Origin of the sequence: Desulfopila aestuarii DSM 18488, from assembly GCF_900143695.1 — a bacterium.
Classification (GTDB): Bacteria; Desulfobacterota; Desulfobulbia; order Desulfobulbales; family Desulfocapsaceae; genus Desulfopila; species Desulfopila aestuarii.
Window position 1 is genome coordinate 121,406 of sequence record NZ_FRFE01000014.1, and the last position, 25,547, is coordinate 146,952.

Consider the following 25,547-nt stretch of genomic DNA (forward strand, 5'->3'; position numbering starts at 1 on the left):
GAGGCGTCAGAAATACTCCTTATGTTTCAGATAAAACTCTATAAGTCTATTTCTTCACCATACTCCAGAACCCGCGCTTTTTTACCAAGAGCCTCCACCTTCTGGCGGAACAGATGCGGGTCGGCCTCGATCACCGGAAATGTGTTGTAATGCATAGGAATGGCAATTGTTGGATTGGCAAGTTCCACAGCTTTAACCGCATCAGTAATACCCATGGTGAAGTTATCACCTATAGGCAGCAGCATATAATCGAGCCTGGTCATCTCCCCGATAAGCTTCATATCGTAAAACAGGCCGGTATCCCCGGTATGATAGAGGGCGATATTGTCGATGGTAAGCACCACACCGGCTGGTTCTCCGGCATAGACATTATCTGGGGTCATCGAGCCGTGATGCGCAATGGTGAATTTCAGATGTCCGAAGGGAAATTCACGTCCGCCGCCGATATGCATGTTATGAGCTTTGAATCCCTGACCCGCGCAGTAATTTGCAAGTTCATTCACACAGATGAAAAGCGATTTACATCTCTGGCCGATCTTAAAAGCATCCCCTATATGATCGCCATGACCGTGAGTGAGAACAATGAAATCAGCAGACACCTCATCAGAAGAAACCGGACACGTCGGATTACCATCCAGAAAAGGATCTATCAGAATCGTCTGGCCGGCAGCGGTGGTTATCTGAAATGACGAATGGGAGAAATATCTGAGCTTCATTTTTTTCCTCCAGTACAGGATATGCTTTTTCAGTTTTTATCGGCCTCGCCCCTTACAACAAGTACCGACAACGCGGAACAAGATTCACACAAGACCACCACAAATATTTAATAAAACTCTACGTTAGCCGATCCAAATCGGCCAGGCAACTCCTTCTGCATCTGTTTGCCTATCTATTTATAGCATTTTAAATTTTCCTTTGCACAGTGCAGAAAAAAGGGGCAGAGAAAAATTAACAACCGCATGTTAATTTTTCTCTGCCCCTTTGTTTCACGGTGCTGCAGTCAGCAGCACCACTATCATCCGTCGAACAGACTACTTCTGCATGGCCGCCTTCAGATTTTCGTCAAGCTTTGCGAGAAATTCTTCAGTTGTCAGCCAGCCCTGCTCTTTGCCGACAAGAATGGCCAGGTCTTTAGTCATGAAGCCGGACTCAACCGTATCGACACACACCTTTTCCAGAGTTTCAGCAAATTTTTGCACCTCCGGGGTGTTATCGAACTTGCCGCGATACCAGAGGCCACGCGTCCAGGCAAAGATAGAGGCGATGGGATTGGTGGAGGTTTTATTGCCTTTCTGGTGCTCGCGATAGTGACGGGTCACGGTACCATGGGCCGCTTCAGCCTCAATGGTGCCGCCATCTTCGGTCATCAGCACTGAGGTCATGAGACCAAGTGAGCCAAAGCCTTGTGCCACTGTATCTGACTGGACATCGCCATCATAGTTCTTACACGCCCAGACAAAGCCTCCTTCCCATTTCAGAGCAGCAGCCACCATGTCATCAATCAGCCGATGCTCATAGGTTATCCCGGCTGCCTTGAATTTATCAGCAAATTCTGCGTCAAAGACTTCCTGGAAGAGATCCTTGAAACGGCCGTCATATTTCTTCAATATGGTGTTCTTTGTCGACAGATAGACTGGCCAGCCGAGGTTAAGGCCATAATTCATACAGGATCTGGCAAACCCACGGATCGAATCATCGAGGTTGTACATGCCCATGGCACAACCGCTACCGGGGAAGGTAAACACCTCACGCTCGATCGCCTCACCACCGTCAGCCGGCTCAAACTTCATTGTCAACTTGCCGGCACCGGGAACGAGAAAATCGGTAGCGCGATACTGATCGCCGAAAGCATGACGGCCGATGACGATCGGCTTGGTCCAGCCAGGTACCAGTCGCGGTATGTTATTGCAGATGATCGGCTGACGAAACACCGTGCCGCCGATAATGTTACGGATGGTACCGTTGGGCGACTTCCACATCTGTTTGAGACTGAACTCCTCAACCCTCGCCTCATCCGGAGTGATGGTGGCACATTTGACACCAACCCGGTATTTTTTGATGGCTTCCGCAGCATCAACTGTCACCTTATCCTCGGTTTCGTCACGGTACTGCACGGAGAGATCGTAATATTTCAAATCGACATCGAGATAAGGCAGGATCAGTTTATCTTTGATGAATTTCCAGATGATCCGGGTCATCTCATCCCCGTCTAGCTCGACGATGGGATTTTTCACTGTAATCTTGTTCATGGTACTCCTCGTATAAACTCCGTGGTTGATGATCTCGTACAGTAGCCGAAAACCGGCTGCATGCTTTTCGCAACGAGTGACCGTAGACTGTACAAAATCCGCAAATGGTGGGCAATCTGGAGCCGATATATTAGCCCACCATTATATCAATTGCAGTGTTTTTCGAATTACTTCCGTTTTCTTTCAATAAAATCAAAGTATTCTTCGACCGCTGGCAGCCGGCCCAGCATACCGCTTATGGCTGTGAGCTCAGTTGAAGCCAGATAGACCTGGGCACCGTCGCCCAGCCGGTTATCGAAGTTTCGGGTCGAAGTGGAGATAACCGTTGCCCCCGGCTTGACCCGTGCCTGATTGCCCATACAGAGACTACAACCCGGTATCTCAACCCGGCAACCCACCTGGGCGAAAACGCTCAATCCGCCTTCAACCTGGATGGCATCACGGTCGAGTCGTGTCGACGGTGCCACCCACATGCGACTTTCACCATACTCTTCACCAGCCATCAACCGTGCAGCAGCCTGAAGATGACTGTAATGGGTCATACATGAACCGATAAAAGCTTCATCTATGCTGGCACCCGCAACCTCACTGAGTGGCTTGACATCATCGGGATCATTGGGCACTGCCAGTATCGGTTCAGTGATGGTATCGAGATTGATCTCAATCACCTCATGGTATTCGGCATTTTCATCTCGCTGCAGGAGCGACGGTGCGGCCAGCCACACCTCCTGTGCCTGGATGCGTCGTTCCAGGGCCTCTCCATCCTGATAGCCTTCAGCTACCAGCTTACGCAACACCTCGACATTCTTCTTCACATTCTCCACCACCGCCGTTAAAGGCAGGGCCAGAGTACAGGCTGCGGCATTTCGCTCGGCAGAGGCATCTGAGAGTTCGAAAACCTCCTCAACCGAGAGGTCGTCGATCCCCTCAATCTCAAGGATGGTGCCGGCAAAGACATTCTTTTTCCCTTTTTTGGCCACCGTCAGCAGCCCCTTATCAATCGCCGCCTTGGGAATGGCATTGACCATATCACGAACAGTGATGCCGGGTCTCCGTTTACCCGTGAACCGTACCAGCACAGACTTTGGCACCTCCAGTGGCATAAAACCGAGGGCGGCAGCAAAAGCCACCAGACCCGAACCGGCTGGGAAAGATATCCCCATCGGGAAACGGGTATGAGAGTCGCCACCGGTACCGACTGTGTCGGGAAGAAGCATCTTGTTCAGCCAGGGATGAATGACACCGTCACCTGGTTTCAAGGCCACACCACCGCAGCTGGTGGTGATCTCGGTCATTTTCTGCCAGCGAGCGCCATCCGATTCTTTTGGGTAGGCGGCGGTATGGCAGAACGATTGCATGAACAGTTCGGTCTTGAAACGTAGACAGGCCAGCTCTTCGATCTCCTGCATGGTCATGGGACCGGTGGTGTCCTGAGAACCAACTGTAGAGATTTTCGGCTCACAGACGGTTCCGGGCAAAACGCCTTCAATACCACAGGCCCGGCCAATCATCTTCTGAGCAAGTGTATAACCCTGTCCCTCTTTGGGCAGTGGGTTCTCCACCTCAGAAAAAATTGCAGGTTCAGCAACACCCAATTTCGCGCACGCCGCCCTGGTAAGGCTACGACCTATAATAAGATTTAGGCGTCCTCCCGCCCGGAATTCATCAAGAATTGCCGACGGTGGGGCCTCTGCCTGAATCTCCGTTTCTCCACAAATTATCTTCCAGTTTGTAAGATCAAGAGTAACTTCACTGCCGGTAGCAAGGCTGCTGACATCACACTGCAGGGGCAACGTCCCTGCATCTCGGGCCGTTGCGTAAAAAATGGGAGCAATGGTCGAACCGAGCACCACTCCGCCCCGCCTTTTGTTGGGAGTCTGGGGGATATCGTCACCGATATGCCAGGCCATGGAGTTAATAGCCGATTTCCGTGACGAACCGGTTCCGACCACGTCGCCGACAAAGGCGATTGCTTTTCCCTCCGCCCTCATGGCCTTGATGGTCTCCACCCCACCCGGAAAACGTTTTATACCAAAAAAGTTGGCGTGCAGCGGAATGTCCGCCCGCGACTGAGCCTGATTGCCCGGCGAAAAGTCATCGGTATTGATCTCACCGTCTACCTTGAAAACGGAGAGCATCATCTTTTGGGGGACCACGGGAGCCTTGGTGAACCATTCAGCCGCTGCCCACGACTCGATAACCTCCTTGGCATGAGTGTTTGTACCGGCAAGTTCAGCTACCCTGTCAAAGGATTCATAGATCTTGATCAGCTTTTTGAGAGCAGAGGCTGCTTCGGCAGCAACATTATCAACCTCGAGTAATCGAACCAGTACCGCAACATTGTAGCCGCCACCCATCTCACCTAGCATCGCGATCGCCGCACCAGCTGAAAGTTCGGCCAACTTCACTTCACCAAGCGCCACCTTCTCAAGCCAGCCAGCCTTAACCTTAGCGGCCTTGCTGACACCGGGTTCAACCCGATTCTGCAGGAGCCCGAGGAGCACCCCGCTTTCCTCATGGCCTTGTTTGAGAAGCGCTGTCAATTCGGCAACCTGTTTATCGGTCAGCGGCATTGCCGGAACACCTAGGGCAAGCCGCTCCTTTTCTAATTCTCTGTACTGTTCAATCATGGAATTTCCCCGCGTTAATATAATAATGTAAAGAATTTGATACCGGAATCATCCTACCTCCTCGACATGAAGGTGGGAACCGCCCTTCTCCTGAACAGTCTCAGTAGAAACGGTAAAACGATAATCAGCAGTAGGATACGAAAGAGATGGTGGGTTGCAACAAAAGCTGAATCGTAATCAAGTGCGAGAGCCATGGCAGCCATGGCTTCAACCCCCCCGGGGGCATAGGCAACCCACACCTGCCCGAACGGCAGATGCAATATCTGGGCGCAAATAACGGCACCCAAGGCCGCGACACCACTTGATACGACAACAACAACAAGGGACGCTGTCACCAGCCGCCTGATATCTCCCAGCGGGATATTGGTGAATCTCGAACCGATAACTGCCCCGGTAATCACAAATCCAGTAAAAAGAAAACCGCTTTGCGGGCGACCGGAAACAATACCACTATAATGCATGATACCGCTCACCAGCACTCCCGCTATAAGATAAGCTGCGGGTAGTCGTTTCTTATTGAGCAAAAAGCCGAACCCAAGCGTCAACACAAAGAGCCCTGTTGTTGCAAAAAGAGAAAGATTTTGGGGTGACATACCGCTGCCATCTCCATGCTGAAGATTGAGCAGATCGAGAATCAGAGGCAGTGCGGTAGTAATGGAAAGCAGGCGAATGGACTGAATAACGATAATTGCCGAAGCATCGCCAACACCGGACGCGGCAAGCGCAAGAGAATAACTGAGTGCACCGGGTGATGTGGCAAGCACAGCAGTTTCTCGCGATTGTTGGAAAAAAGTGGTGAGCAACCAGCAACCGACGACAAGTACCGCTGCCATCACCACAACCAGCCCACACATGCTGAGCGGCCATTTGACCGCAAGTTCAAGAAGGTCCCGGTCAACACCTGAACCAAGAGAACAACCAATCGCGGCAAAAGCCAGATTACGCATCCAGCCAGGGACCGCGGTCGGCAATCGGCAAAAGGAGACGAGAGACACAGCACAGGTCGAGCCGATAAGAGCAGCTGCAGGAAGACCGCCAACTTGTGCCAGCACAGCACCAACAACACCGACCGCCAGGGTAATAATGACTTTCTGAACTGTAGGTTGTTGACGATCCACCCGCTTCCTCTTGTCGCTCATGACCGCCCGTCGCTATTCTTCGTCTGACCGGAAAACCAGTAAAAAACTAGGCTTCTGAGGTGGCGGCGTTTGTTGCCGCTCGTCTTCGCAAGCTGCTGACCAGAGGTGGTACGAACAGGATAAGAGCGGTAAGTACATATATTGCAATACTGCGACCCGATTCGATAAGGATCATCCAATCACCGCCGGAAATAGACAGCGCGCGCCGCAGATTATCTTCGAACAGATTGCCAAGTACCACACCTAAGATGACGGGGGCAAGTGAAAAACCGAGTTTCCGTAAAAGCCAGCCAAAAACACCCAGCCCGATGATCATATACAAATCAAATGGATTGGAAACAACCGAATAGACGCCGATAAAGGCCAACACAGCGATAAGCGGCGTCAGATACTTCTGGGGAATGGTCAAGAGGCGGGCAAAGAAGCCAACCAAAGGCAAGTTGATAATGAGAAGTGCGATGTTGCCGATATACATGGAGGCTATAAGGCCCCAGGCAATTTCTGGACGCTGGACAAACATGAGTGGACCTGGAGTGACGTTAAAGAGCAGCAGTGCACCAAGCAGGATCGCGGTGGTGCCAGATCCGGGAATTCCAAGAGTCAGCATAGGCACCATTGCCCCACCAGCGGAACCGTTATTGGCCGCTTCCGGCGCTGCCAGGCCACGGATATCACCAGTACCAAAGCTCTCACCACTTTTGCCGGCAATCCGTTTCTCGGTGCCATAAGCCACAGCCGAGGCTACCGATGCACCTGTTCCGGGCAAGACCCCGATAAAAAAACCGAGGAGTGAGCAACGCAGAATAACCCATTTGGTGACCATCAGGTCTTTCCATGACACAAAACTTTTCCCGACCGGTAGTACGGCAAGCTTACCTGTCACCTGATGCTCCACAAGGGTAATCAGCTCGCCCATACCGAAAAGACCGATGACGATTACCAGAAAATCGATACCGGCGAGGATGTCTGGGATGCCAAAGGTAAAACGCGCAACACCGGTATTGGCGTCAATGCCGATGGAAGCGATCATCAATCCCATTACAGCAGCAAGCAGCGTCTTGATCGGATTTTTGCCCACCAGCGAAGCTAAACAGGTGAAGGCAAAAACCATGAGCGCCACATAATCTGAGGGATTGAAGTGAATAGCTACCGAAGCAAGCAGAGGCCCAAACAGCGTCATGAGAATGACCGAAATCGTGCCGCCGATAAAAGAAGCGACCGCGGAAAGCGACAAGGCCCGTCCCGCTTCGCCTTTTTTTGCCATCGGGTTGCCGTCCAGTGTGGTAAAAACGGCACCGGCATCACCCGGAACATTCAAGAGAATCGACGAGACCCTGCCACCATATTCCGCACCGTAGTAAATACCCGCTAATAGAATGAGAGCCGACTCGGGCGGCAATCCGGCACTGTAAGCAATGGGCAACAGGATTGCCACACCGTTAATCGGGCCTATACCGGGTAGTGCACCAATCAATGTCCCGGAAAAACAGCCGATAATGACGTAGAAAAAGTTTATCGGATTAAGAGCAACAGCAAAGCCCTGAGAAAGTCCTGCAAACACAGTATCCATATCATCCCCTGCTCGTTATGAAGAAAAATATTACAGAAGTTTGAGATTCTTGAAGATTGCCCCTGTCGGTAGATTAAGATCGAGCAGGCCGGCACAAAGTCCATAGCCTAAAATTCCTGAGGCGATGCCAAAAAGCACTGACTGCTTTGCTGTTGCCCCCAACATCCTCGATAACACTCCGCAAAAGAGTGCAGTCGACACGATAAATCCTAACCGTTCGAAGAGCACTGCATAGGCGGAAAGGAAAAACACCACCAGGGCGATTCTCGTAAGGGTATGTCCCAGCACTTTGAATTTTTGTCCATCAGGCCGGGCAATGATATAGAGACAACAAAGGGCGGCGACAACCGACAGAATCCTCGGCCAGGCCTCCGGCCCCAGTGGATCGTATTGAAATGGAGCCTTGATGATAGTAAAAGCAATGAAACCGTAGATCAATGAAATGACCAGAGCGATACTACCGAAAATTCTGTCTGCCATATTTCCCCCTCAGCCCCTGCCCCAGAGAGGGGCAGAGGATTGTGAGCTTACGATATTGAAAGAATCTGGAACGATTACTGAATAAGGCCGGCTTCTTTGGCGATCCCGCGCATCCGATCGACGCGTTTTTTCACATCGTCATCAAACTCTTTGCCGGCCATGTTGAGGGGCAGCAGTCCTTTCTCTTTCTGGATCTTGGCAAATTCCTCGGTAGCATAGGCAGCTTTGAACTTCTCTACCCAGGCATTGTAGGCGTCGTCCGAGACATTTTTACCCATGTAATAGCCGCGCATAATGGTCCACTCGGCATCATAGCCCAGCTCTTTCGTGGTAGGAATCTCAGCAAATGGCGCCGGCAAACGGTCAGGCGACATGACCGCCAGAACACGCATGGTGCCTGTACCAAGGTGTGAGACCATCTCGCCGACATCGCCAAAATACACTTCGATGCTTCCACCGAGCAGACCTGTTATTGCATCGCCGCCGCCATCATATGCGACATAACGCATTTTCTTGGGATCTTTCTCGATGGATTTGATAAGGAGGGCAGCTTTCATCCAGTCCTGAGAACCGACTGAACCACCGGCGCCAACCACCACAGTGGATTCACCCTGCTTAAAGGCATCCATCAGCTCGGCAAGCGTTTTGAATTTAGAATCGTTCCGGACAACCACGGCGCCAAAATCGGCTCCTGCGGTCGCCAGCCAGCGCACGTCGTTTTCAGTCCATTCACCATATTTGCCGGTGGCGATATTCAAAAGCGAACCAGAGGAAAAGGCAACGATGGCATTCGGATCATCGGTACGGGTAGTGTTGAACATGTTTATGGCCACAGCGCCGATCCCGCCCGGCATAAAGGTGACCTGCATCAGCTCTTGCAGCTGATCCTTCAGGCCTGTCTGAGCAATTCGGCAAGTCAGGTCAAAACCTCCACCCGGTTTGGCCGGGGCAACACATTCCGGTTTGTCGATGGTGGCGGCAAAGGCCGAGCCGGCAATAAGTGATGTGCAAAGCAGTGCGGTTGCAGCGAATCTGTTCAGTTTCATACTTCCTCCGATATGCTGAAATGGATGGTGGGATACAGGAGCCGGATTCGGCCCTGAAAATCATCTGATACTCCTTTTGTTTGATCCTGCAGAGAGCTTGAAAGCTCAGGTAGTCATTGCGACATTTATGTAGATTGCGATGAGTCTGTGACGATTATGTAAACAAACACTAACACTACTCACTAACCTACTGTCAACATGTGGCTTTTTATCGTATTTTTGTTCTTTAACTCGACTTATGCAACTTGTGTCGCTTGCCATAAGCATCCTGAGTCGGCAATGTGATCAATGGGCATAGCTCCGCCACTATGCGTTGTATCTTGCCAATCGCACAGGGTGTTCCTCTCATCAATAATCAGTAGAATTTTCGGTATTGATATTGCGATCCCAAAACCAGACCCAGGTCAAAAGCCCGCATATTCAGGTTGATGAAATCCTGTGGTATTCTTTCTTCTAAAACCTGCATGATTGCTTCCGGCTCCAGAATCTGGGTAATGCCGATCAGTGCACCAAGAGTGCAGATATTGTAGACGATAGGCTTACCAATCTTCTCCATTACCTGGTCATACATCGGCAGCTCAAGCTGTTTGGCATCGGCTTTCCTTGTGGTCTGGACAAAGCGAGGATCACTCAGCAGCAGACCTCCTGGGCGGGTGATCGAAGCAAATTCGTTATACGCATCCTGGGTAAGGGTGATCAGCACATTGGCCTCGGTCACTCCGGGATAATATATGGCACTATCCGAGAGAATGATATCACTCCGGGTGGCGCCCCCCCTGGCCGCAGCGCCATAAGCCTGGGTCTGCGTGGCGTTCTTGCCACTGTAGATTACCGCCGCTTCCGCAAGTATAATGGCGGCAGTAATCACTCCCTGGCCACCTGAACCGGAAAAAACAAGCCGCATCACGTTCATTTCACATTCCTCCTTTGGGCATGCTCGACAATTTTCCCGTACTCAATACAATACTCCGCCCGCTCCTCCTGAATGAAAATACCCCTGGCAACCAGGTTGGGATTTTCCTCCAACTGTTTTGAACCCAGTTTTGCGGTATTGGTCTTATGTAATTCAAGCATGGCAACCGCATCCCCTTCCTTATTCTTTCGTCCATAATGAGTTGGACACTGGGAGAGAATCTCCACCACTGAAAAGCCTTTGTGCATTATCGCTTTTTTCAGAATCTCTGTCGATTCCCGGGCGTGATAGGCGGTAGAACGTGCCACAAAAGACGCTCCTGCCGCAATAGCCAGTTTGACCACGTCAAAGTTGGCATCGATTGTGGTATACGGGGCGGTAGTTGCTTTGACACCGGGGCCGGAAAGTGGTGAGAACTGGCCACCAGTCATCCCGTAGATCCGGTTGTTCATGACAATGGCGGTGATATCGATATTGCGGCGGGCGGCATGAATGAAGTGATTGCCACCAATAGCCAGGGCATCACCATCTCCCATGGGCACCAGCAGGGTCAGCTCCGGCTTGGAAAGTTTTACCCCTGTGGCAAAAGCCAGGGCCCGGCCGTGCAGGGTATGCAGGGAATGAAAATCGACATAGCCGGATATCCTCGCCGAACAGCCGATTCCCGAAGTCATGACGATATCGTTCTTGCTCAGCTCAAGCTCTTCCACCGCCCGCAGCAGCGAATTGAGAATCGTGCCGTGACCGCAGCCAGGGCACCACATGTGGGGAAAAAAACGTTGTCGTAAATAGTCTGTAACGGCCATGTCACACTCCTTTGCCCTGGATAACGCGCAAGAGCTTCTTGATATCATGGGGGGCAATCAGTTTCCCGTCAATCCGATTCGCCAGAAAAACCCTCTCAGGATGTTCAACGGCAGACTTCACCTGGGCCAGGACCTGGCCCATATTCATCTCCACCACCACAACTGCACGGGCAGCGGCGCATTTCTCCCGAACAACTTCCGTGGGAAACGGCCAAATACTCTGCAGTTCGAGCACCCCAATCCGTTCGCCACGCTTTCGTCGCTCTTCTGCAAGGTGGATAGCTGAACGGGCGGAAGAACCGTAGGAAACCATGATATAGTGGGCGTCTTCGAGGTAATATTCCTTATAACGGGTAATGGCGTGAACGTTGTTTTCTATCTTGTCGACCAGATGGCGAAGCAACTGGTTGACCACCTTCGGGTTGGCTGACGGGAAACCCCACATGTCATGATAGAGTCCGGTAACATTATAACGATGATCACCCCCGAAATCTGACATGGGCAAGCGTCCATCCTCGCGCGGCAGGTAGGGATGGTAATCCACATCCTTGCCAAGTGAGGTGCGCAGCCGATCAATAATTTGAAGTTCATCCTTTGCGGGGATGGTGAGCTTTTCCCGCATATGCCCCACCGCTTCATCAAGCAGCAGAACCACCGGAGTCCGGTAAGTTTCAGCAAGATTGAAGGCATCCACGGTCATGGCAAAAATGTCCTGGTGGTTGGAAGCTGTAAGGGCAATGATCGAATGATCGCCATGGGTTCCCCATCTGGCCTGGTTGATATCACCCTGGCTCACATGGGTCGGGTTACCGGTGGAAGGACCGCCCCGCTGTACATTGACGATTACACATGGGATCTCAGCCATACAGGCATAACCGATTGCCTCCTGCTTTAAGGAAAAACCAGGGCCGCTGGTGGCGGTCATTACCTTGTGGCCGGTGAGCGATGCACCGATGATCGCGCACATTGAGGCTATCTCGTCTTCCATCTGAATGAACTTTCCGCCATTTGTTGGCAGACGTCCGGAAAGCAGCTCAGCTATTTCCGTCGACGGAGTAATCGGATAGCCGGCAAAAAATTCCAACCCGGCATAGAGAGCGCCCTCGACGCAGGCCTCATTCCCCTGAACAAACCGTATCATCTCAGTCATCTCGTTCTCCCTCTTCCATAATTACCTCAATGGCAAGATCGGGACACCTGATCTCACAGAGCTTGCAGCAGATACAGTCTTCCAACCGTAGAGCGACTGCCTTGTCGGACTGGTCCAATTCCAGTACATGTTTCGGGCAAAGAGCGACGCAGATGCCGCACCCCTTGCACCAATCACGGTTGATTCGATGCTCTTTCAATGTTTTTTTGGCCATTGTTCCCTCTTTATTTGAGAGCATGTGAAGTAATACAACCTGAAACTGCCCCGCCATGCATGATAGTGTCATAAAGAATCATCATGACTACCTGATACAACAGTAACACCATCAGTTAACACACTGTCTACAATTGGTTTTTTCTGCTATTTTTATTGTTTAATTCAACTTATGCAACTTATGTTGAGCACCAACCCTTTCACCCATATCATGTGGCGACACTATGAACACAACGGCAGCTCTTTCCGTATTGATCATATCCATACGATGCAGATCTTTCCTCACCATATGGAATGGTAAAAATACGCTTTTCCTTTTATACTTCCCGGTATGAACATCTCTGCTGCTGGTTTCTACAATGTTATTCGTCCCAGGCGACTGCTGGACTCGGTCTCCATTATCATCATGATATTGGTAGTGGCCCTGCTTGTTGCTTTTGGTTCGATCTTTTCTCAGATGGCGTTTGACATTGTCGACAAGCAGATGCAAAAGAGGGCTATCCAGACGGCTGAACAGCTGGCCGGCCTTACTGCTATACATGATTTTATTCAGTCATCATCCGATTCAAAAAGGATCTTCACGCCGATCACCGACTTCGTTCCGCTGCCGACGGACGCCGAATATGTATTTGTCACCGATATCCACGGTAAACTGATCAGCCACCCGGATTCCGCATTAATCGGCACTCACCTCAAAGACACTTTGGCTACACGAGCGTTGATCTACGGCAGCGCCTACACACAACGTACCCTGGAAAACGGCCGCCCCTATATCCGCGGCAGTGTGCCGGTGATTGACAAGCGGTATAGAATTATCGGCATGGTTTCCGTAGGCTATCCTCTCGACACGCTGCGCAAGGCATCCGATGATTATCTTGAAAAAATCATTTTCTTCACTTTTGTCTTCATCACTCTCGGCCTTATTGCCGCCATTTTCATTGCCAAGGGGGTCAAATGGATTATTTTCGGCCTTGAGCCAGCGGAAATCGCCTACATGTTTCAGGAACGAAGCGCCCTCATCGAATCGATCCGGGAGGGCATTATCTCAACTGATGCAAAGGGCACTATCACCCTCGTCAATGAAGCTGCATTGAAGACGCTCGATCTCCATGATCGACGCGATCTAGAAAAACATCCTTTGCGCGATTTTTTCCCGGCCCTCGATGTGCCCCATATTCTCCAAACCGGCGAACCTGTTTCGGACCGGGAGTTCGTGCTGGCTGGCATCCCTATCATCGTCAACGTCGAACCTGTCGGCGATCGTCGAGGACTGGTGGTCACCTTCAGGAAAAAAGAAGATATCGACATGATCGCCCGCGAGCTTTCTCAGGTGCAGACCTTCTCCGATATGCTACGGGCCCAGACCCATGAATATTCCAATAACCTGCACACCATTGTTGGCCTGATCCAGATCGGCGCCTACCAGGATGTTCTCGATTATATCGCCGATGAAACCACCGGGCATCGAAAGCTGATTCGCTTTCTCGCTGAAAACCTGCCCGACCGCATTCTTTCATCGATGATCATCGGCAAGTACATGCATGCCAGCGAACACAAGGTGGAATTTTTCATCGACCCGGAAAGTCGCATGATCGACCTGCCCGACACCCTTGATCGTCACACTCTCACCACCGCACTTGGTAATATTATCGACAATGGCATTGAAGCCGCCGCAGCTGCAGGCACCAAACCGCGCATCAGTCTGTTTATGTCCGATTTCGGTAATGATCTGATCTTTGAGATTGAAGATTCCGGCAAAGGAATAGACATAGAAATAGCTGATCGCATCTTTGAAAAGGGTATCTCGTCAAAAGGTGGTAATCAGCGCGGCTATGGGCTCTATCTCGCCAAAAGGGCTATCGACACCCTTGGCGGCACCATCGAACTCGAACCGGGCGAGACAAGAGGAACCAGATTTGATATCATCATCCCCAAGAAGGGTTATGCGCCATGAACAATCTTGAAGTACTGATAGTTGAAGACAATATCAAGATCTCCCGGACCCATCAGGCCTTTGTGGATAAGATTGGCGGCTTTACCGTGACAGGCATCGCCACCACGATTGCAGAAGCAAAGCTGCTCACCGAAACCCTTGAACCCGATCTTATTCTGCTCGATATCTATTTTTCGGAATCAAACGGCATCGAATTTTTAAAAGAACTTCGAACCAGCCACCAACAGACTGATGTTATTCTCATAACCGCGGCCAGGGAGGTAGAGATGCTGCACAGCGCCCTCCAGGGCGGTGCTTTTGACTATATGATAAAGCCGGTATTTTTCGAACGATTCCAGGAGTCGCTCACCAACTACCGGAACTATCGCACCCAACTCGCCACCACCGACACCCTGACCCAGGCCGAAGCCGACCGACTCTTTCGAAAAGCGGCACCTGCCGTCGCCATGGGAAGTGACGATGTACCCAAAGGCATCGACACCGTCACTCTCAACTCGATCATGGCAGTTTTTCAGGAAGATAGCGGCAGGATCATGAGCGCCACGGAAATGGGTAACACCATCGGGGTCAGCAGGACCACGGCCCGCAAATACCTTGAATACCTGATCTCTGAAGGACTGCTCGCCATCCAGCTCGATTACGGCACCAAAGGACGACCGGAACGGAAATATCGTCTGCAGCATGGAGATGGGCAATAGAATTGTGACATTGCTTGCACAGGAGACAAGCTAACGATGGCAGAAAAACCGAGCTACAGAGAACTTGAGGAAAAAGTCCGCGAGCTGGAACAATCATCGCAACAGCGAAAGCGTTTCGAAGCCATCAACACCTCACTTTTTGCGATTGCCAATGCTGTCAACACCACGAAAAATCGTGATCAGTTATTCAAAGCGATCCATCTCGCCCTCAGCCCAGTCATCGACACCACCAACTTCTATATTGCCCTGTACGACAAGTGTAAGGACAGCATTCACTTCCCCTATTTCGTTGATTCAGTCGATGAACATTATCCTCCAGTTATTGATGTCAGTAAAACCGCGTCCCTCACGGCCGATGTCATCCGAACAGGTACGCCTCTACTTATCGACAATACCGCAATTCTCCGTCGGCGAGCAGCAAGTCATTTTCCAATCCCTGCATGTACGCCATCAGCGATCTGGCTCGGTGTACCCCTCAAAACCCAGGCTGATATAATTGGTGTCATGGCTGTTCAGAGTTATCTTGACCCCCTGTGCTATGATCAGACCGACCTGGAGGTTATGGTGGCTGTAGCCGATCAGGTAGCCATAGCCCTTGACCGGAAGCGAAAAGAGAAAGAGCTGATTGAAAGCGAGGAGCGATTTCGTCGTATTGTCGCCACCGCAAATGAAGGTATTGTCAGCCTCGGTGCAGACTGGCGCATTGTCTATGCAAATGAGCATTTCGCCAAAATGCTGGAATATGAGCTTGAGGAATTGTCTGGAAAACCGTTTGAAGATCTCATTTGGAAAGAAGATGTTGATAACTTTGCCACCCAAAAAGAAGAGCGCAGCCATGGTGTACACAAAAATTTCGAGCGAACCTTCAAAACCAAAAACGGGAATCCTCTCAAAGCCCTGGTATCGGCAACCGCGATACTCAATGATGACAACCAGTTCATCGGTTCATTCGGGATGATCACAGATATCACCACCCTCAAAAATACGGAAGCCAAACTCCAGGAAACAGTCACCCAACTTCGCCAGGCTCTTGAACAGATAAAAACCTTGCATGGCATTATTCCCATCTGTGCCCACTGTAAAAATATTCGTGACGACCAAGGAGCGTGGAAACAGCTTGAAACCTATATCAGAGAACACACAGAAGCGCAGTTCAGCCATGGCATTTGCCCGACTTGTCTGGAAAAACACTATCCTGATCTTGTAGAGGAGGTAGCTGCTTCTTCTAAAAGTAAAAAGCCTTCCAGTTAATTTTCTTTACTGATCTTTCAAATCATCATGCTCACATCGTGTGACGAATTCTGTTCAACACCTGTTGCAACGCCCCCATTGCTATGGGTTTCTCAATATAGCCATCCATACCAGCTTGCAGGAGCATCTCCTTGTCGCCGGTCATAGCATACGCTGTCGTGGCTATCAGCATGGTATTCATAGATTGTTCCCCTGCCTCACCATTTCGGATAGCTTGGGTAGCTGTTACGCCATCCATAACCGGCATCTGTACATCCATAAACACCACATCGAAACGTTGCCTGTTCAGTTTTTGTATGGCCTGTATGCCATCGTTGGCTGTAATGACTTCACACCCTTCTTTTTCAAGTAATTTCTGGAAGACCATCTGGCTTATCACATCATCTTCAACAAGAAGCGCTTTTATTCGGCCAGGAGAAACCTGCAAACTGTGCTGTGATGCTGGAATTTCTAATGCAGTGATTTTTGTCTCTACCTGGAAAGGAAGGCAAAGATAAAATGTTGTTCCCATGCCGATCCGACTTTCAACAGCCATGTTGCCTCCCATAAGACCAACAAGCCGTTTCACAATAGACAATCCTAGCCCTGCTCCCTGATGCGTTCGAGTGAAGCTATCGTCCACCTGGGTGAATGAATTGAAAATTGAGTCCAGTTTTTCTTCTGGTATACCTATACCGGTATCAGAAATCGAAAAAAGGAGTTTGCATTCATCACCACTTCGGTTGGGCAAGAGAGACACGGATATCTCTATTATCCCTACTACAGTGAATTTTATTGCATTCCCAACAATATTATTAAGAATCTGCTGTAATCGGGAATGGTCACCTACCAGTTTTTTGGGAATTTCAGGATCGACATGAAACCTGAACTCGACATCCTCCTGTCCACTTGATGCCTGAAAGAGCTGTTTGGTATCATGGAGAGTCTCAGCCAGGCTGAAAGACGTGTTTTTCAGTTCCATACAACCAGCTTCGACCCTGGTCAGATCAAGAATATCGTTTAAAAGAGTCGTCAGCCTCATGGCCGATCCCTGGGCTAACGAGAGGTATTCCTGCTGTTTGTCGTCAAGTGAAGTTGACTCCAGAATATGGTGTACGCCCATTATGCCATTCAAGGGGGTACGAAGTTCATGGCTCATGTTCGCCAGAAACAGAGACTTCGCGCGACTGGCTGCTTCAGCCTCTTCTTTGGCCTCGATAAGCTCTGAATATGCCGACTGTATTTCGGTGAGATCCACATCGACAAAAAACAATTCTCTGTTCCCTTGTGCATTGATCTGCATGGCATTCGACGAGTAGACAGATCGGAATGAACCGTTTTTATGCTGTAAGGTAAACTCTCCACTGGGAAAAGGAATACCTTCTGTTATCCAGGACGTCATCATATGGCCGATGGCAGATCGTTGATCTTTAGGAATGATCAGTTCTTCAAACTGAAGTCCGATTACCTCTGCTCTGGAATAGCCATACAACGCTTCACAGGCCCTGTTCCAGTAAATTACCCGCTTGCTCTCGTCGTAACCACGCACGGCGACCATCTCAACATTTTCGAGAAGGTTGCGAAAACGCTGTTCACTCTCCCTGAGTGCTTCGGTAGCCTGAATACGATCAGTAATGTCAACGTGAGTCCCGATCATGCGAATCGCCCTTCCAGATGCATCCGTCTCAACAACCATGCCGCGGCCTAAAATCCATCGCCACTGATTTCCTTTGGTGCGCATGCGCATTTCGACCTTGAAGGACTCTCCGCTCTTCAGATACGCTCTAACTTCTGCTGTTGCCCTTGCCTTGTCTTCGGGATAGAGCAATTTTTGCCAGGTTTCAAAGCCCTGCGGAAGTTCATCCGGCTCAAATCCGAGCATGGTATACCAACGTGGACTGAAATAGACTTCACCTGTATCAATTTTCCAGTCCCAGACGGCATCATTCACCGCATTCAGGGCCAGGTTAAGTCGCTGTTCACTGGCTTCAAGGGCTTTGGCGGCATTGATTCGCTGGGTCACGTCATCAAAAAGGGACACAACTTCTCCCGAAGGAAGCTTATACAGGCGATTCTCCCGCCAGCCTTCTCGCATGGAATCTTTGTAGAAAATAGGTGGAAGCTGTTCAGGAGTCCCGGTGGTCCAGACTCTTTGCAGTGCACTGAAAAGAATAGAATTTTTGATTGCAGGAAAAAGTTGCAGAAGCGTGCTTCCCAAAGCCTGCTCCCGGCTTGTCATGGTCATCTCTTCTGCGGCAGGATTGAAATCTTTGAATATGAAGTCTGTCCCGCCATCCACGGCCTCATAGACAGCGACACCGCTACTGATACGATGGACCAGTGTGCTATATCGCTCTTCTGTTGATGCCATTGCCGCTTCGACTCTTTTACGGCTGGAAATATCAATAATAACGCCGAGTAGAGCCTCAACTTCGCCATTACTGTTTCTCAGTGCCGAGGCTGACAAATCGACCCAGAGAATAGAGCCGTCTTTTTTAATAAAGCGCTTATCCTGCCTGTAACTTGTCACCTTACCCTGAATAAGAGAGGCAACGTTTCGTGCACCCTGGTCAAGGTCATCTGGGTGTGTTATGTCAAACGCGTTGAGTTTCTTTATTTCCTCTGCGGAATACCCCAGCATCTCACACCAGACAGGATTCCATGATAGGTACTGGCCTTGCATACCAATTGTTACAATTGCAGCAGAAACTGTTTCATAGACGCTGCGGTAATGACCTTCTGATTCTTTGATCCGGGTAATATCGGTATGTGTTCCAACCATCCGCAAGGCCTTGCCGTGCATATTGCGCTGGACAACCTGTCCACGCCCCAAAATCCAGATCCACTTGCCGGACCTGGCCTGAATCCTGAATTCGACACAAAAGCTCTCGGAATGATTATCAATGCAGGCGTAAATCGCAGCGAGCACCGCTTCGATATCATCAGGGTGCATGTGCTCAAGCCAACCGGAAACGTCATCTGGAAATTGGTCAGCCCCATACCCGAGCATAGCGTTGTATCCGGGACTGTAATAGATCTCTCTCGTCTTGATATTCCAGTCCCAGATTCCGTCTTTGCACGCTTCCATAGCAAGCCGAAAGCGTTCCTCGATCTCTCCCCGCTTCTTTTGATCTTTTTTCAACTCGTCCAGCTCTTTCTTGACTCTTTCCAACTCAACAAAAAGTTGCTCTTTTGTTAATTCATCGTACGACATGCTACTGCTCCAAGCGATCAAGGAAATGCGGACATAAAACAACTAGCTGCCAATTCACTATTTATCGAATCATCAAAAATACGATTGCCGAAACAACTAATGAAAGCACCTTCAATAATTCAGCAGATCCTAACTCATTACACATGAGTCAGCAATGGCGCGAAAAGATATTTTTAGAAAATTTACCAGGTTACAGCGAATTCGAACAGAACATTGATTATCTATTCAACAGTTGATGCCTGCAGAAGAGTTATTCAGTAACAGCAGGCATTCAGGTGGATGGGCGAGCGAGAAAACTGGGCGGGAAAGAAAAGTAGCAACCTTTGACTCGGCAGGAAAGCCAGGTAAGCGATCGTTATAAAAATCACTATTGATCTGGAGACTATTCAATCATGAGTATTCTGAGATCGAAGAGCCGTTTGACATAGCGAGCACCACTCAAAAAATCTCCGGTAGAAAAGAGATCAACCCGGCCAAAGTCCTCATAGACCCGCCGGCCGTCCTTTTCCAGAAGAACGATAACACCCTCACCCACCGTGGTATTAAAAAGCTCCTGCCAGGAGAAGAGCGTGGTGTAACCATCGTCAGATGAGGCAACAACATACATTTTCTTCGTGTCATTATGATCGGAAGTGATCACCCCGGCCATATTGATGATATCGGTCAATAAAATTCCACGACAGCTGTTGATCCGCCCTTTTGGCTCTCCGCTCCCGCATGCCATCAGCAGGTCGTTGAATTCAACCGTCTCCATGGCCAACAATTGGCTCAGATGAAAACGGCAGGTCTCACGAACTCTGCCACTGATACGAAAGCAGGGAGCCTCTGATTTTTCCTTGGCTATCAAACGTCACTCCTACACGGTTATCATGGGGCCCCATAGGCCATATTTACCTGATCCTGATAGCGATCCAACACCTTACGGCGCTTGAGCTTCATTGTGTGCGTCAACATACCGTTATCTACACTGAAGGGTTCGTCAACCAAAATAAATTGTCTGGGAATTTCATACCCCCCGAATTTCCCCTTCAGTTGCGTTGCAATCGATTCCTTGATCATGGCCTCAACTTCAGGGCTGGCAATCAGTTCAGCATGGGTTGATGCATCTATGCCCTGCTGCACAGCCCAGGCTGACAGCTTAATGAAATCGGGGACAATGATGCAGATATTATGACTTCGCCCCTCTCCATAAATAAAGACATTCTCGACCCAGGGTGAGAGCTGAATTTCTTCCTCCAGAGTTGCTGGAAAGACATATTTCCCATTTTCCAGCTTATACTGCTCTTTTATCCGGCCGGTGATAAAGAGATAGCCATCGTTATCCAGGTATCCCAGATCCCCGGTACGGAAGCCTCCGTCTTCGGTTATCACTTCTTTCGTGGCTTCTGGCTTATTATGATAGCCCTGCATGACATTAGGGCCATATACCACAATTTCACCGGAGCCATTTTCATCTTCATCGAAATACTGTCGATCTATCACCACCCGAACCTTGTCGAGTGGGCGGCCGACACTACCAGGTTTATTGGCTGTACGACAGTTCATGGTGACCGCCGGACTTGTTTCACTGAGGCCATAGGCGTCATACACCGGTAGGCCGATGTCGGTAAAAAATTGTGCGACCTCAAGATTCATCATGGCACTCGCCGTAAGCGCCGACTCCAAACGACCACCGAACCCCTCACGGATTTTTTGAAAAACAATACGGTCAGCTATGGCAAACTTCAACTTTGCCAACAGTACGTTTTTTCCCTGTCCGGCAGGCGCTCTGAGCTCTTTGGCACTCTCGATCCCCATATTGAAGAGTTTGAGTGCGAGTCCACCCTTTTCGTTCATCTTGTGCCTGATCCCATCATAAATCTTATTAAAAACACGGGGAACAGCAATAAGGAATGTGGGCGCCACATTGCGCATATCCTCAACAATGGTGGTTACATCACGGATAAAGCCAATCGAGCCGCCCATATTGATAAAATTGTACAACTCAGCAGTCTGGCCATAAGAGTGGGCCCACGGCAAAATAGAAAGACTGCGACTCCGATGATCAAGCTCAGGATACTTCTTGCTGCCACCAAGTACATTGCTGGTAAAATTACCATGGGAAAGCAGCACGCCTTTGGGATCACCGGTGGTGCCAGAGGTGTAAATGAGGACAGCGGTATCAGTTGGCTTGGGTATTGTCGACCTGATCGGGATTTTTCGCCCCTGCTGTTCCAGCTCCATCATGGTTCCTGTCGCGGATCCGTCTATATGGAACATCTGTTCCAGGTCAACAAGCTCATCGCGCATCTGCTCAACTTCCTGATAAATCTTTTCGTTGGCAACAAACAGGACCTTCAGGCCGCTGTCCCTGATGATATGTTTCCAGATCTTGGGAAGCTCCTTTTCATACATCGGGATAAACCGGCCACCCAGACCAAAGGTAGCAAAAGCAGCTATCGCCCATTCGGTCCGGTTATTTGCGATGATCCCTACTGCGTCACCTGCGGAAACACCAAGCTGCGCCAATCCTGCACGGAGATCGTTGACCCGTTCCCCAACCTCTCGATACGTCACCCAGGTGTATTTGCCATTGTTATCTGCGTTACCAAATAGCGGACGCTCGGCATTACGGCCAAGACTCTCTTCAAACATTTCCACAAGATTATCAGGCTTGTCAAAGGTGTACATGCAGTATCTCCATTCACGTAGCAAAGATGATCGAAAGAACCTTGTACATCAGGTAATTAATTGCACAATCCCAACAGCAACACATCTGCATCATTGATGCCGCCTTTCCGTTAGCATACGAACAATTCGGGCATATCAAAAGACAAAGATGCCAGCAATACCTACATCAGACAGCAAAATCTCATCGATCCACAACCCAGAATCGATTATGTCAACGATCAGCTTAGATCTTTCAGCAACCGCTTAAACAACACCTGCTCTTCATGGCTAAAACCGGCCAACATCTCCTCATTGGCTGCTATTCGCAGAGCAATAAGCTCTTCTCTCAAGTCCGCAGATTTCTCAGTCGTATAAAGGCGCAGTACCCTTCCATCATCAGGATCGCTTTCTTTTCTGATCCAACCGGAATCGATCATTCTATCGAGAACACCGGAAAGCGTCGCCTTATCCATGACCAGAAGTTTGCCGAGATCGGCGGCGGTAACGCCTTCTTCAATCCACAACCCTTCGAGTACAAGATGCTGTAGATTGGTGAGATTATATGGCCGCAACTTGGCCTTGAACTGGCCGTGGGCCTTTTGATAGGCCTTGGCCAGCAGAAATATCGTACAATCGGGTGTGTTTTGTGAAATCTTATTCATTGCATCATCCTTCGTATGCGAACAATATGAACGAACATTTCATTTTTGTCAATTTGATATTGGCTTAGTCATATTTTTTGTAAGGCTCTACCCTTTCCCTCACTTTTTCGCTGCTCCATGCCAAAAGAGACAAATCGCCACCGCAGTATCTCAACATCTGATTTCTGATATGACTTTCAAAAAAATTTCCATAGCCTACTAGACGACCGGTCTATTATGTCATAACGTACCGACTATGATGAAAGATACTAAAGATACACGCCAGCATATTGTCGACACCGGCTACAGGCTGATTGTCAGTAAAGGGTTTGCCAGTGTCGGGCTCGCAGAAATCCTCGGAGCCGCCGGGGTTCCCAAGGGCTCATTTTATTATTATTTCAAGTCAAAAGAGCAGTTTGGGGAAGAGGTCATCAAGAGCTATTTCAAGGAGTACCTCGTCTGGCTGGAGGAAGTCTTACGACCTCAGACGAACTCAGCCTATGACCGGTTGCTCAATTACTGGCAGCGCTGGATCGAAACCCAGTCTGAGCCAGCCTGCGGCGAGCAGAAATGTCTCGTGGTAAAACTCAGCGCCGAAGTTTCTGATCTTTCCGAGCCAATGCGCCTGGCTCTTCAGGAAGGATCATCCAAGGTCATTCTGCGTATCGCTCTATGCATCGAAGAGGGAATTGCCGACGGTTCTATTACAGGAAGCAATGCCAACTTTACTGCAGAGCTGTTATACACCATGTGGCTCGGGGCCAGCCTGTTGTCCAAGTTGAATCGTCACGAAAAACCTCTGCAGAGAGCCCTGCAAGCCACCAGTTCGCTTCTGCGCGGAAATACTTTGACCTGAGTTGAATACGTACATTTCTATTACGGAAAACTGTTAATCAGCATTGATAGACGACTGGTCTACTATTCCAAATGATCCGATGATATCAGAATTATCATCGGTTGCAACGAATCATAAACCACCAAAAAGAAGGATACCCACATGACTGATATTAGAGAAAACAATCGCAGAATTGTCCTGGCATCGCGTCCGGAGGGCGCTCCTACCCCTAATAATTTTCGCCTTGAAGATGTTGCCCTACCAAATGTGCAAGAAGGTGAGGTGCTGCTACGCACCGTCTACTTATCACTTGACCCGTATATGCGTGGCCGGATGAATGATGCCCCGAGCTATGCACCTCCGGTCAATATTGACGAGGTCATGGTAGGTGCTACCGTCTGCCAGGTGGCAAGATCTCGTCATCCGGATTTCGCTGAGGGAGATTGGGTGCTCGGCTATGGTGGTTGGCAGCTTTACAGTCTATCCAACGGTGCAGATCTGATACAGTTGGGTAAAAATCCCAAAAACCCATCATGGGCTCTCGGCATTTTAGGAATGCCAGGATTTACAGCCTATATGGGGCTGTTGGATATTGGCAGACCCAAATCCGGCGATACGCTGGTGGTGGCAGCAGCAACAGGCCCCGTCGGTGCAACTGTAGGCCAGCTCGGCAAGCTGAATGGCTGCCGCGTGGTCGGCATAGCAGGTGGTCCAGAAAAAGCAGATTATGCCACGAGGGTTCTTGGCTTTGATATCTGTCTTGATCATAAAGATCCAAACTTCACATCAAAACTGAGCGAGGCATGCCCAAAAGGCATCGATATCTATTTCGAGAACGTTGGCGGCAAAGTTTTCGATGCCGTTTTACCCCTGCTCAACGTCGGCGCACGGATTCCGCTATGCGGCCTTGTTTCGCAATATAATGCTACCCGCCTACCCGATGGACCTGATCGTTTGTCGCTACTCATGGCTACCATTCTGGTCAAACGTATCAAGATGCAGGGCTTTATTATCTTTGACGACTACGGTCATCGTTACGGGGAATTTTCAAAAGAGATGTCGGCCCTGGTTACCAGCGGCAAGATTCAGTATCGGGAACAGATCGTCGAGGGTTTGGAAAACGCGCCGGAAGCATTTATTGGGCTACTTGAAGGCAAAAACTTCGGCAAGCTGGTAGTTCATCTCAATAACCAATCATAAATAATCAAAATCACATAGGAAACGAAATGCATATTTTAATGGTACTTACCTCACATGATACGTTGGGAACTACAGGCCTAAAAACCGGCTTCTGGCTCGAGGAGTTTGCAGCGCCATACTACATCTTTCAGGACAAACAGTTCCAAATCAGCCTTGCTTCTCCAAAAGGCGGGCAGCCACCCCTGGACCCCAAAAGTGATGAACCGGACTTTCAGACCGCGGCGACAGCCCGCTTCCGTCAAGATGCAAAGGTTCAGAAGCAACTCGCCAATACCCTTCGGTTGGATGAAGTCAACCCGGCCGACTATGACGCTCTTTTTTACCCCGGTGGTCATGGCCCGCTCTGGGATCTTGCAGAGGACAAAACCTCTATTAATCTTATCGAGAATTTTATCAAGCATGGAAAACCTGCCGGTTTTGTCTGCCACGCCCCGGCAGTTCTGCGCCATGTGAAGACACCGACAGGTGAACCATTCGTGAAGGGAAAACGGGTGACAGGTTTTAGCAACAGCGAGGAAGAGGCCGTACAGTTAACCAAAATAGTTCCTTTTCTGGTGGAAGACATGCTGAAAGAAAACGGCGGTCGATATGCCAAAGGGCCAGACTGGTCAAGCTATGTGGAGGTGGATACCTGTCTGGTGACGGGTCAGAACCCAGCATCGTCAGAGGCTGCAGCCCTACGTATGCTTGCCATCCTGAAAAATTGACAGCACTCGTTCTTGTTTCTTTTTCACAACAAACCCAACTCGGATGTCCTCCTAAAGCGTCATCCTGGCCATACAGTTGGGTTCTGCAGATAAGCACAGACTTTGCAGAGTGTTTGAAGTACGAGACCTAGCAGGACGTTGAAAAATTGTGCAGGTTTATAACGATCATTTTTATGCCTGCTTCAAAATTGATCTTTAACACTGTTTATAGGGGCTCTTCCTC

The 25,547-nt window shown here is 49.7% G+C and carries 21 protein-coding genes; 6 read left to right on the plus strand and 15 right to left on the minus strand.

Annotated features, from left to right (window positions below):
* Positions 1-38: 38 nt before the first annotated feature.
* The 11 genes from BUF15_RS14575 to BUF15_RS14625 form a co-directional block, all read right to left on the minus strand.
* Positions 39-716: a metal-dependent hydrolase gene (locus BUF15_RS14575; protein WP_073614301.1), complete on the minus strand. Its 678-nt coding sequence runs from the start codon at positions 714-716 to the stop codon at positions 39-41.
* 315 nt (positions 717-1,031) lie between these two features.
* Complete coding sequence (locus tag BUF15_RS14580; RefSeq protein ID WP_073614302.1) at positions 1,032-2,249, minus strand: NADP-dependent isocitrate dehydrogenase; 1,218 nt, start codon at positions 2,247-2,249, stop codon at positions 1,032-1,034.
* Positions 2,250-2,416: 167 nt separating this feature from the next.
* A complete protein-coding gene (locus tag BUF15_RS14585; RefSeq protein ID WP_073614303.1) occupies positions 2,417-4,879 on the minus strand; it encodes a bifunctional aconitate hydratase 2/2-methylisocitrate dehydratase in 2,463 nt (820 codons plus the stop codon).
* A 53-nt stretch (positions 4,880-4,932) separates the two neighbouring features.
* Positions 4,933-6,018 (minus strand): AbrB family transcriptional regulator, encoded by a 1,086-nt coding sequence (locus BUF15_RS14590; protein ID WP_073614304.1) that lies wholly within the window; start codon positions 6,016-6,018, stop codon positions 4,933-4,935.
* A 46-nt stretch (positions 6,019-6,064) separates the two neighbouring features.
* Entirely contained in the window at positions 6,065-7,588 is a 1,524-nt protein-coding gene (locus BUF15_RS14595) for a tripartite tricarboxylate transporter permease (protein ID WP_073614305.1), read from the minus strand.
* 30 nt (positions 7,589-7,618) lie between these two features.
* The gene (locus BUF15_RS14600; protein WP_073614306.1) at positions 7,619-8,068 is read right to left on the minus strand and encodes a tripartite tricarboxylate transporter TctB family protein; all 450 of its coding nucleotides are present in this window, start codon (positions 8,066-8,068) and stop codon (positions 7,619-7,621) included.
* A gap of 74 nt (positions 8,069-8,142) precedes the next feature.
* Positions 8,143-9,114: a Bug family tripartite tricarboxylate transporter substrate binding protein gene (locus BUF15_RS14605; protein WP_073614307.1), complete on the minus strand. Its 972-nt coding sequence runs from the start codon at positions 9,112-9,114 to the stop codon at positions 8,143-8,145.
* Between the two features lie 355 nt (positions 9,115-9,469).
* Positions 9,470-10,027: a 2-oxoacid:acceptor oxidoreductase family protein gene (locus BUF15_RS14610; protein WP_073614308.1), complete on the minus strand. Its 558-nt coding sequence runs from the start codon at positions 10,025-10,027 to the stop codon at positions 9,470-9,472.
* Positions 10,024-10,833 (minus strand): 2-oxoacid:ferredoxin oxidoreductase subunit beta, encoded by an 810-nt coding sequence (locus tag BUF15_RS14615; protein ID WP_073614309.1) that lies wholly within the window; start codon positions 10,831-10,833, stop codon positions 10,024-10,026. The genes BUF15_RS14610 and BUF15_RS14615 overlap by 4 nt, the downstream gene beginning before the upstream one ends.
* A 1-nt stretch (position 10,834) precedes the next feature.
* Positions 10,835-11,983: a 2-oxoacid:acceptor oxidoreductase subunit alpha gene (locus BUF15_RS14620; RefSeq protein WP_073614310.1), complete on the minus strand. Its 1,149-nt coding sequence runs from the start codon at positions 11,981-11,983 to the stop codon at positions 10,835-10,837.
* Entirely contained in the window at positions 11,976-12,197 is a 222-nt protein-coding gene (locus tag BUF15_RS14625; RefSeq protein ID WP_073614311.1) for a 4Fe-4S dicluster domain-containing protein, read from the minus strand. The genes BUF15_RS14620 and BUF15_RS14625 overlap by 8 nt, the downstream gene beginning before the upstream one ends.
* Positions 12,198-12,527: 330 nt before the next feature.
* Between BUF15_RS14625 and BUF15_RS14630 the strand changes: the two genes are divergently transcribed.
* From BUF15_RS14630 to BUF15_RS14640, 3 genes are read left to right on the plus strand one after another with little or no spacing between them, the layout of a single operon-like run.
* Positions 12,528-14,150 (plus strand): ATP-binding protein, encoded by a 1,623-nt coding sequence (locus BUF15_RS14630; protein WP_073614312.1) that lies wholly within the window; start codon positions 12,528-12,530, stop codon positions 14,148-14,150.
* Positions 14,147-14,848, plus strand: a complete 702-nt coding sequence (locus tag BUF15_RS14635) for a response regulator (RefSeq protein ID WP_073614313.1) — start codon at positions 14,147-14,149, stop codon at positions 14,846-14,848. Before BUF15_RS14630 ends, BUF15_RS14635 begins: the two co-directional genes overlap by 4 nt.
* Positions 14,849-14,884: 36 nt before the next feature.
* Positions 14,885-16,099, plus strand: a complete 1,215-nt coding sequence (locus tag BUF15_RS14640) for a PAS domain S-box protein (protein ID WP_073614315.1) — start codon at positions 14,885-14,887, stop codon at positions 16,097-16,099.
* Between the two features lie 31 nt (positions 16,100-16,130).
* On the opposite strand, the gene BUF15_RS14645 is transcribed toward BUF15_RS14640, so the two are convergent.
* The 4 genes from BUF15_RS14645 to BUF15_RS14660 form a co-directional block, all read right to left on the minus strand.
* Positions 16,131-19,292, minus strand: coding sequence for a PAS domain-containing protein (locus tag BUF15_RS14645; RefSeq protein WP_073614317.1), 3,162 nt, complete (start codon positions 19,290-19,292; stop codon positions 16,131-16,133).
* A gap of 382 nt (positions 19,293-19,674) precedes the next feature.
* Positions 19,675-20,139 (minus strand): molybdopterin-binding protein, encoded by a 465-nt coding sequence (locus BUF15_RS14650; RefSeq protein WP_073614319.1) that lies wholly within the window; start codon positions 20,137-20,139, stop codon positions 19,675-19,677.
* Between the two features lie 20 nt (positions 20,140-20,159).
* Positions 20,160-21,962 (minus strand): AMP-dependent synthetase/ligase, encoded by a 1,803-nt coding sequence (locus BUF15_RS14655; protein WP_073614321.1) that lies wholly within the window; start codon positions 21,960-21,962, stop codon positions 20,160-20,162.
* Positions 21,963-22,180: 218 nt separating this feature from the next.
* Positions 22,181-22,603: a MarR family winged helix-turn-helix transcriptional regulator gene (locus tag BUF15_RS14660; RefSeq protein ID WP_073614323.1), complete on the minus strand. Its 423-nt coding sequence runs from the start codon at positions 22,601-22,603 to the stop codon at positions 22,181-22,183.
* Positions 22,604-22,838: 235 nt separating this feature from the next.
* On the opposite strand from BUF15_RS14660, the gene BUF15_RS14665 reads away from it, so the two are divergent.
* The 3 genes from BUF15_RS14665 to BUF15_RS14675 all read left to right on the plus strand — a co-directional run bounded on the left by BUF15_RS14665 (position 22,839) and on the right by BUF15_RS14675 (position 25,324).
* Entirely contained in the window at positions 22,839-23,438 is a 600-nt protein-coding gene (locus tag BUF15_RS14665; protein WP_073614325.1) for a TetR/AcrR family transcriptional regulator, read from the plus strand.
* A 141-nt stretch (positions 23,439-23,579) separates the two neighbouring features.
* The gene (locus BUF15_RS14670; protein WP_073614326.1) at positions 23,580-24,617 is read left to right on the plus strand and encodes an NADP-dependent oxidoreductase; all 1,038 of its coding nucleotides are present in this window, start codon (positions 23,580-23,582) and stop codon (positions 24,615-24,617) included.
* Between the two features lie 26 nt (positions 24,618-24,643).
* The gene (locus BUF15_RS14675; protein WP_073614328.1) at positions 24,644-25,324 is read left to right on the plus strand and encodes a type 1 glutamine amidotransferase domain-containing protein; all 681 of its coding nucleotides are present in this window, start codon (positions 24,644-24,646) and stop codon (positions 25,322-25,324) included.
* Positions 25,325-25,547 lie beyond the last annotated feature (223 nt).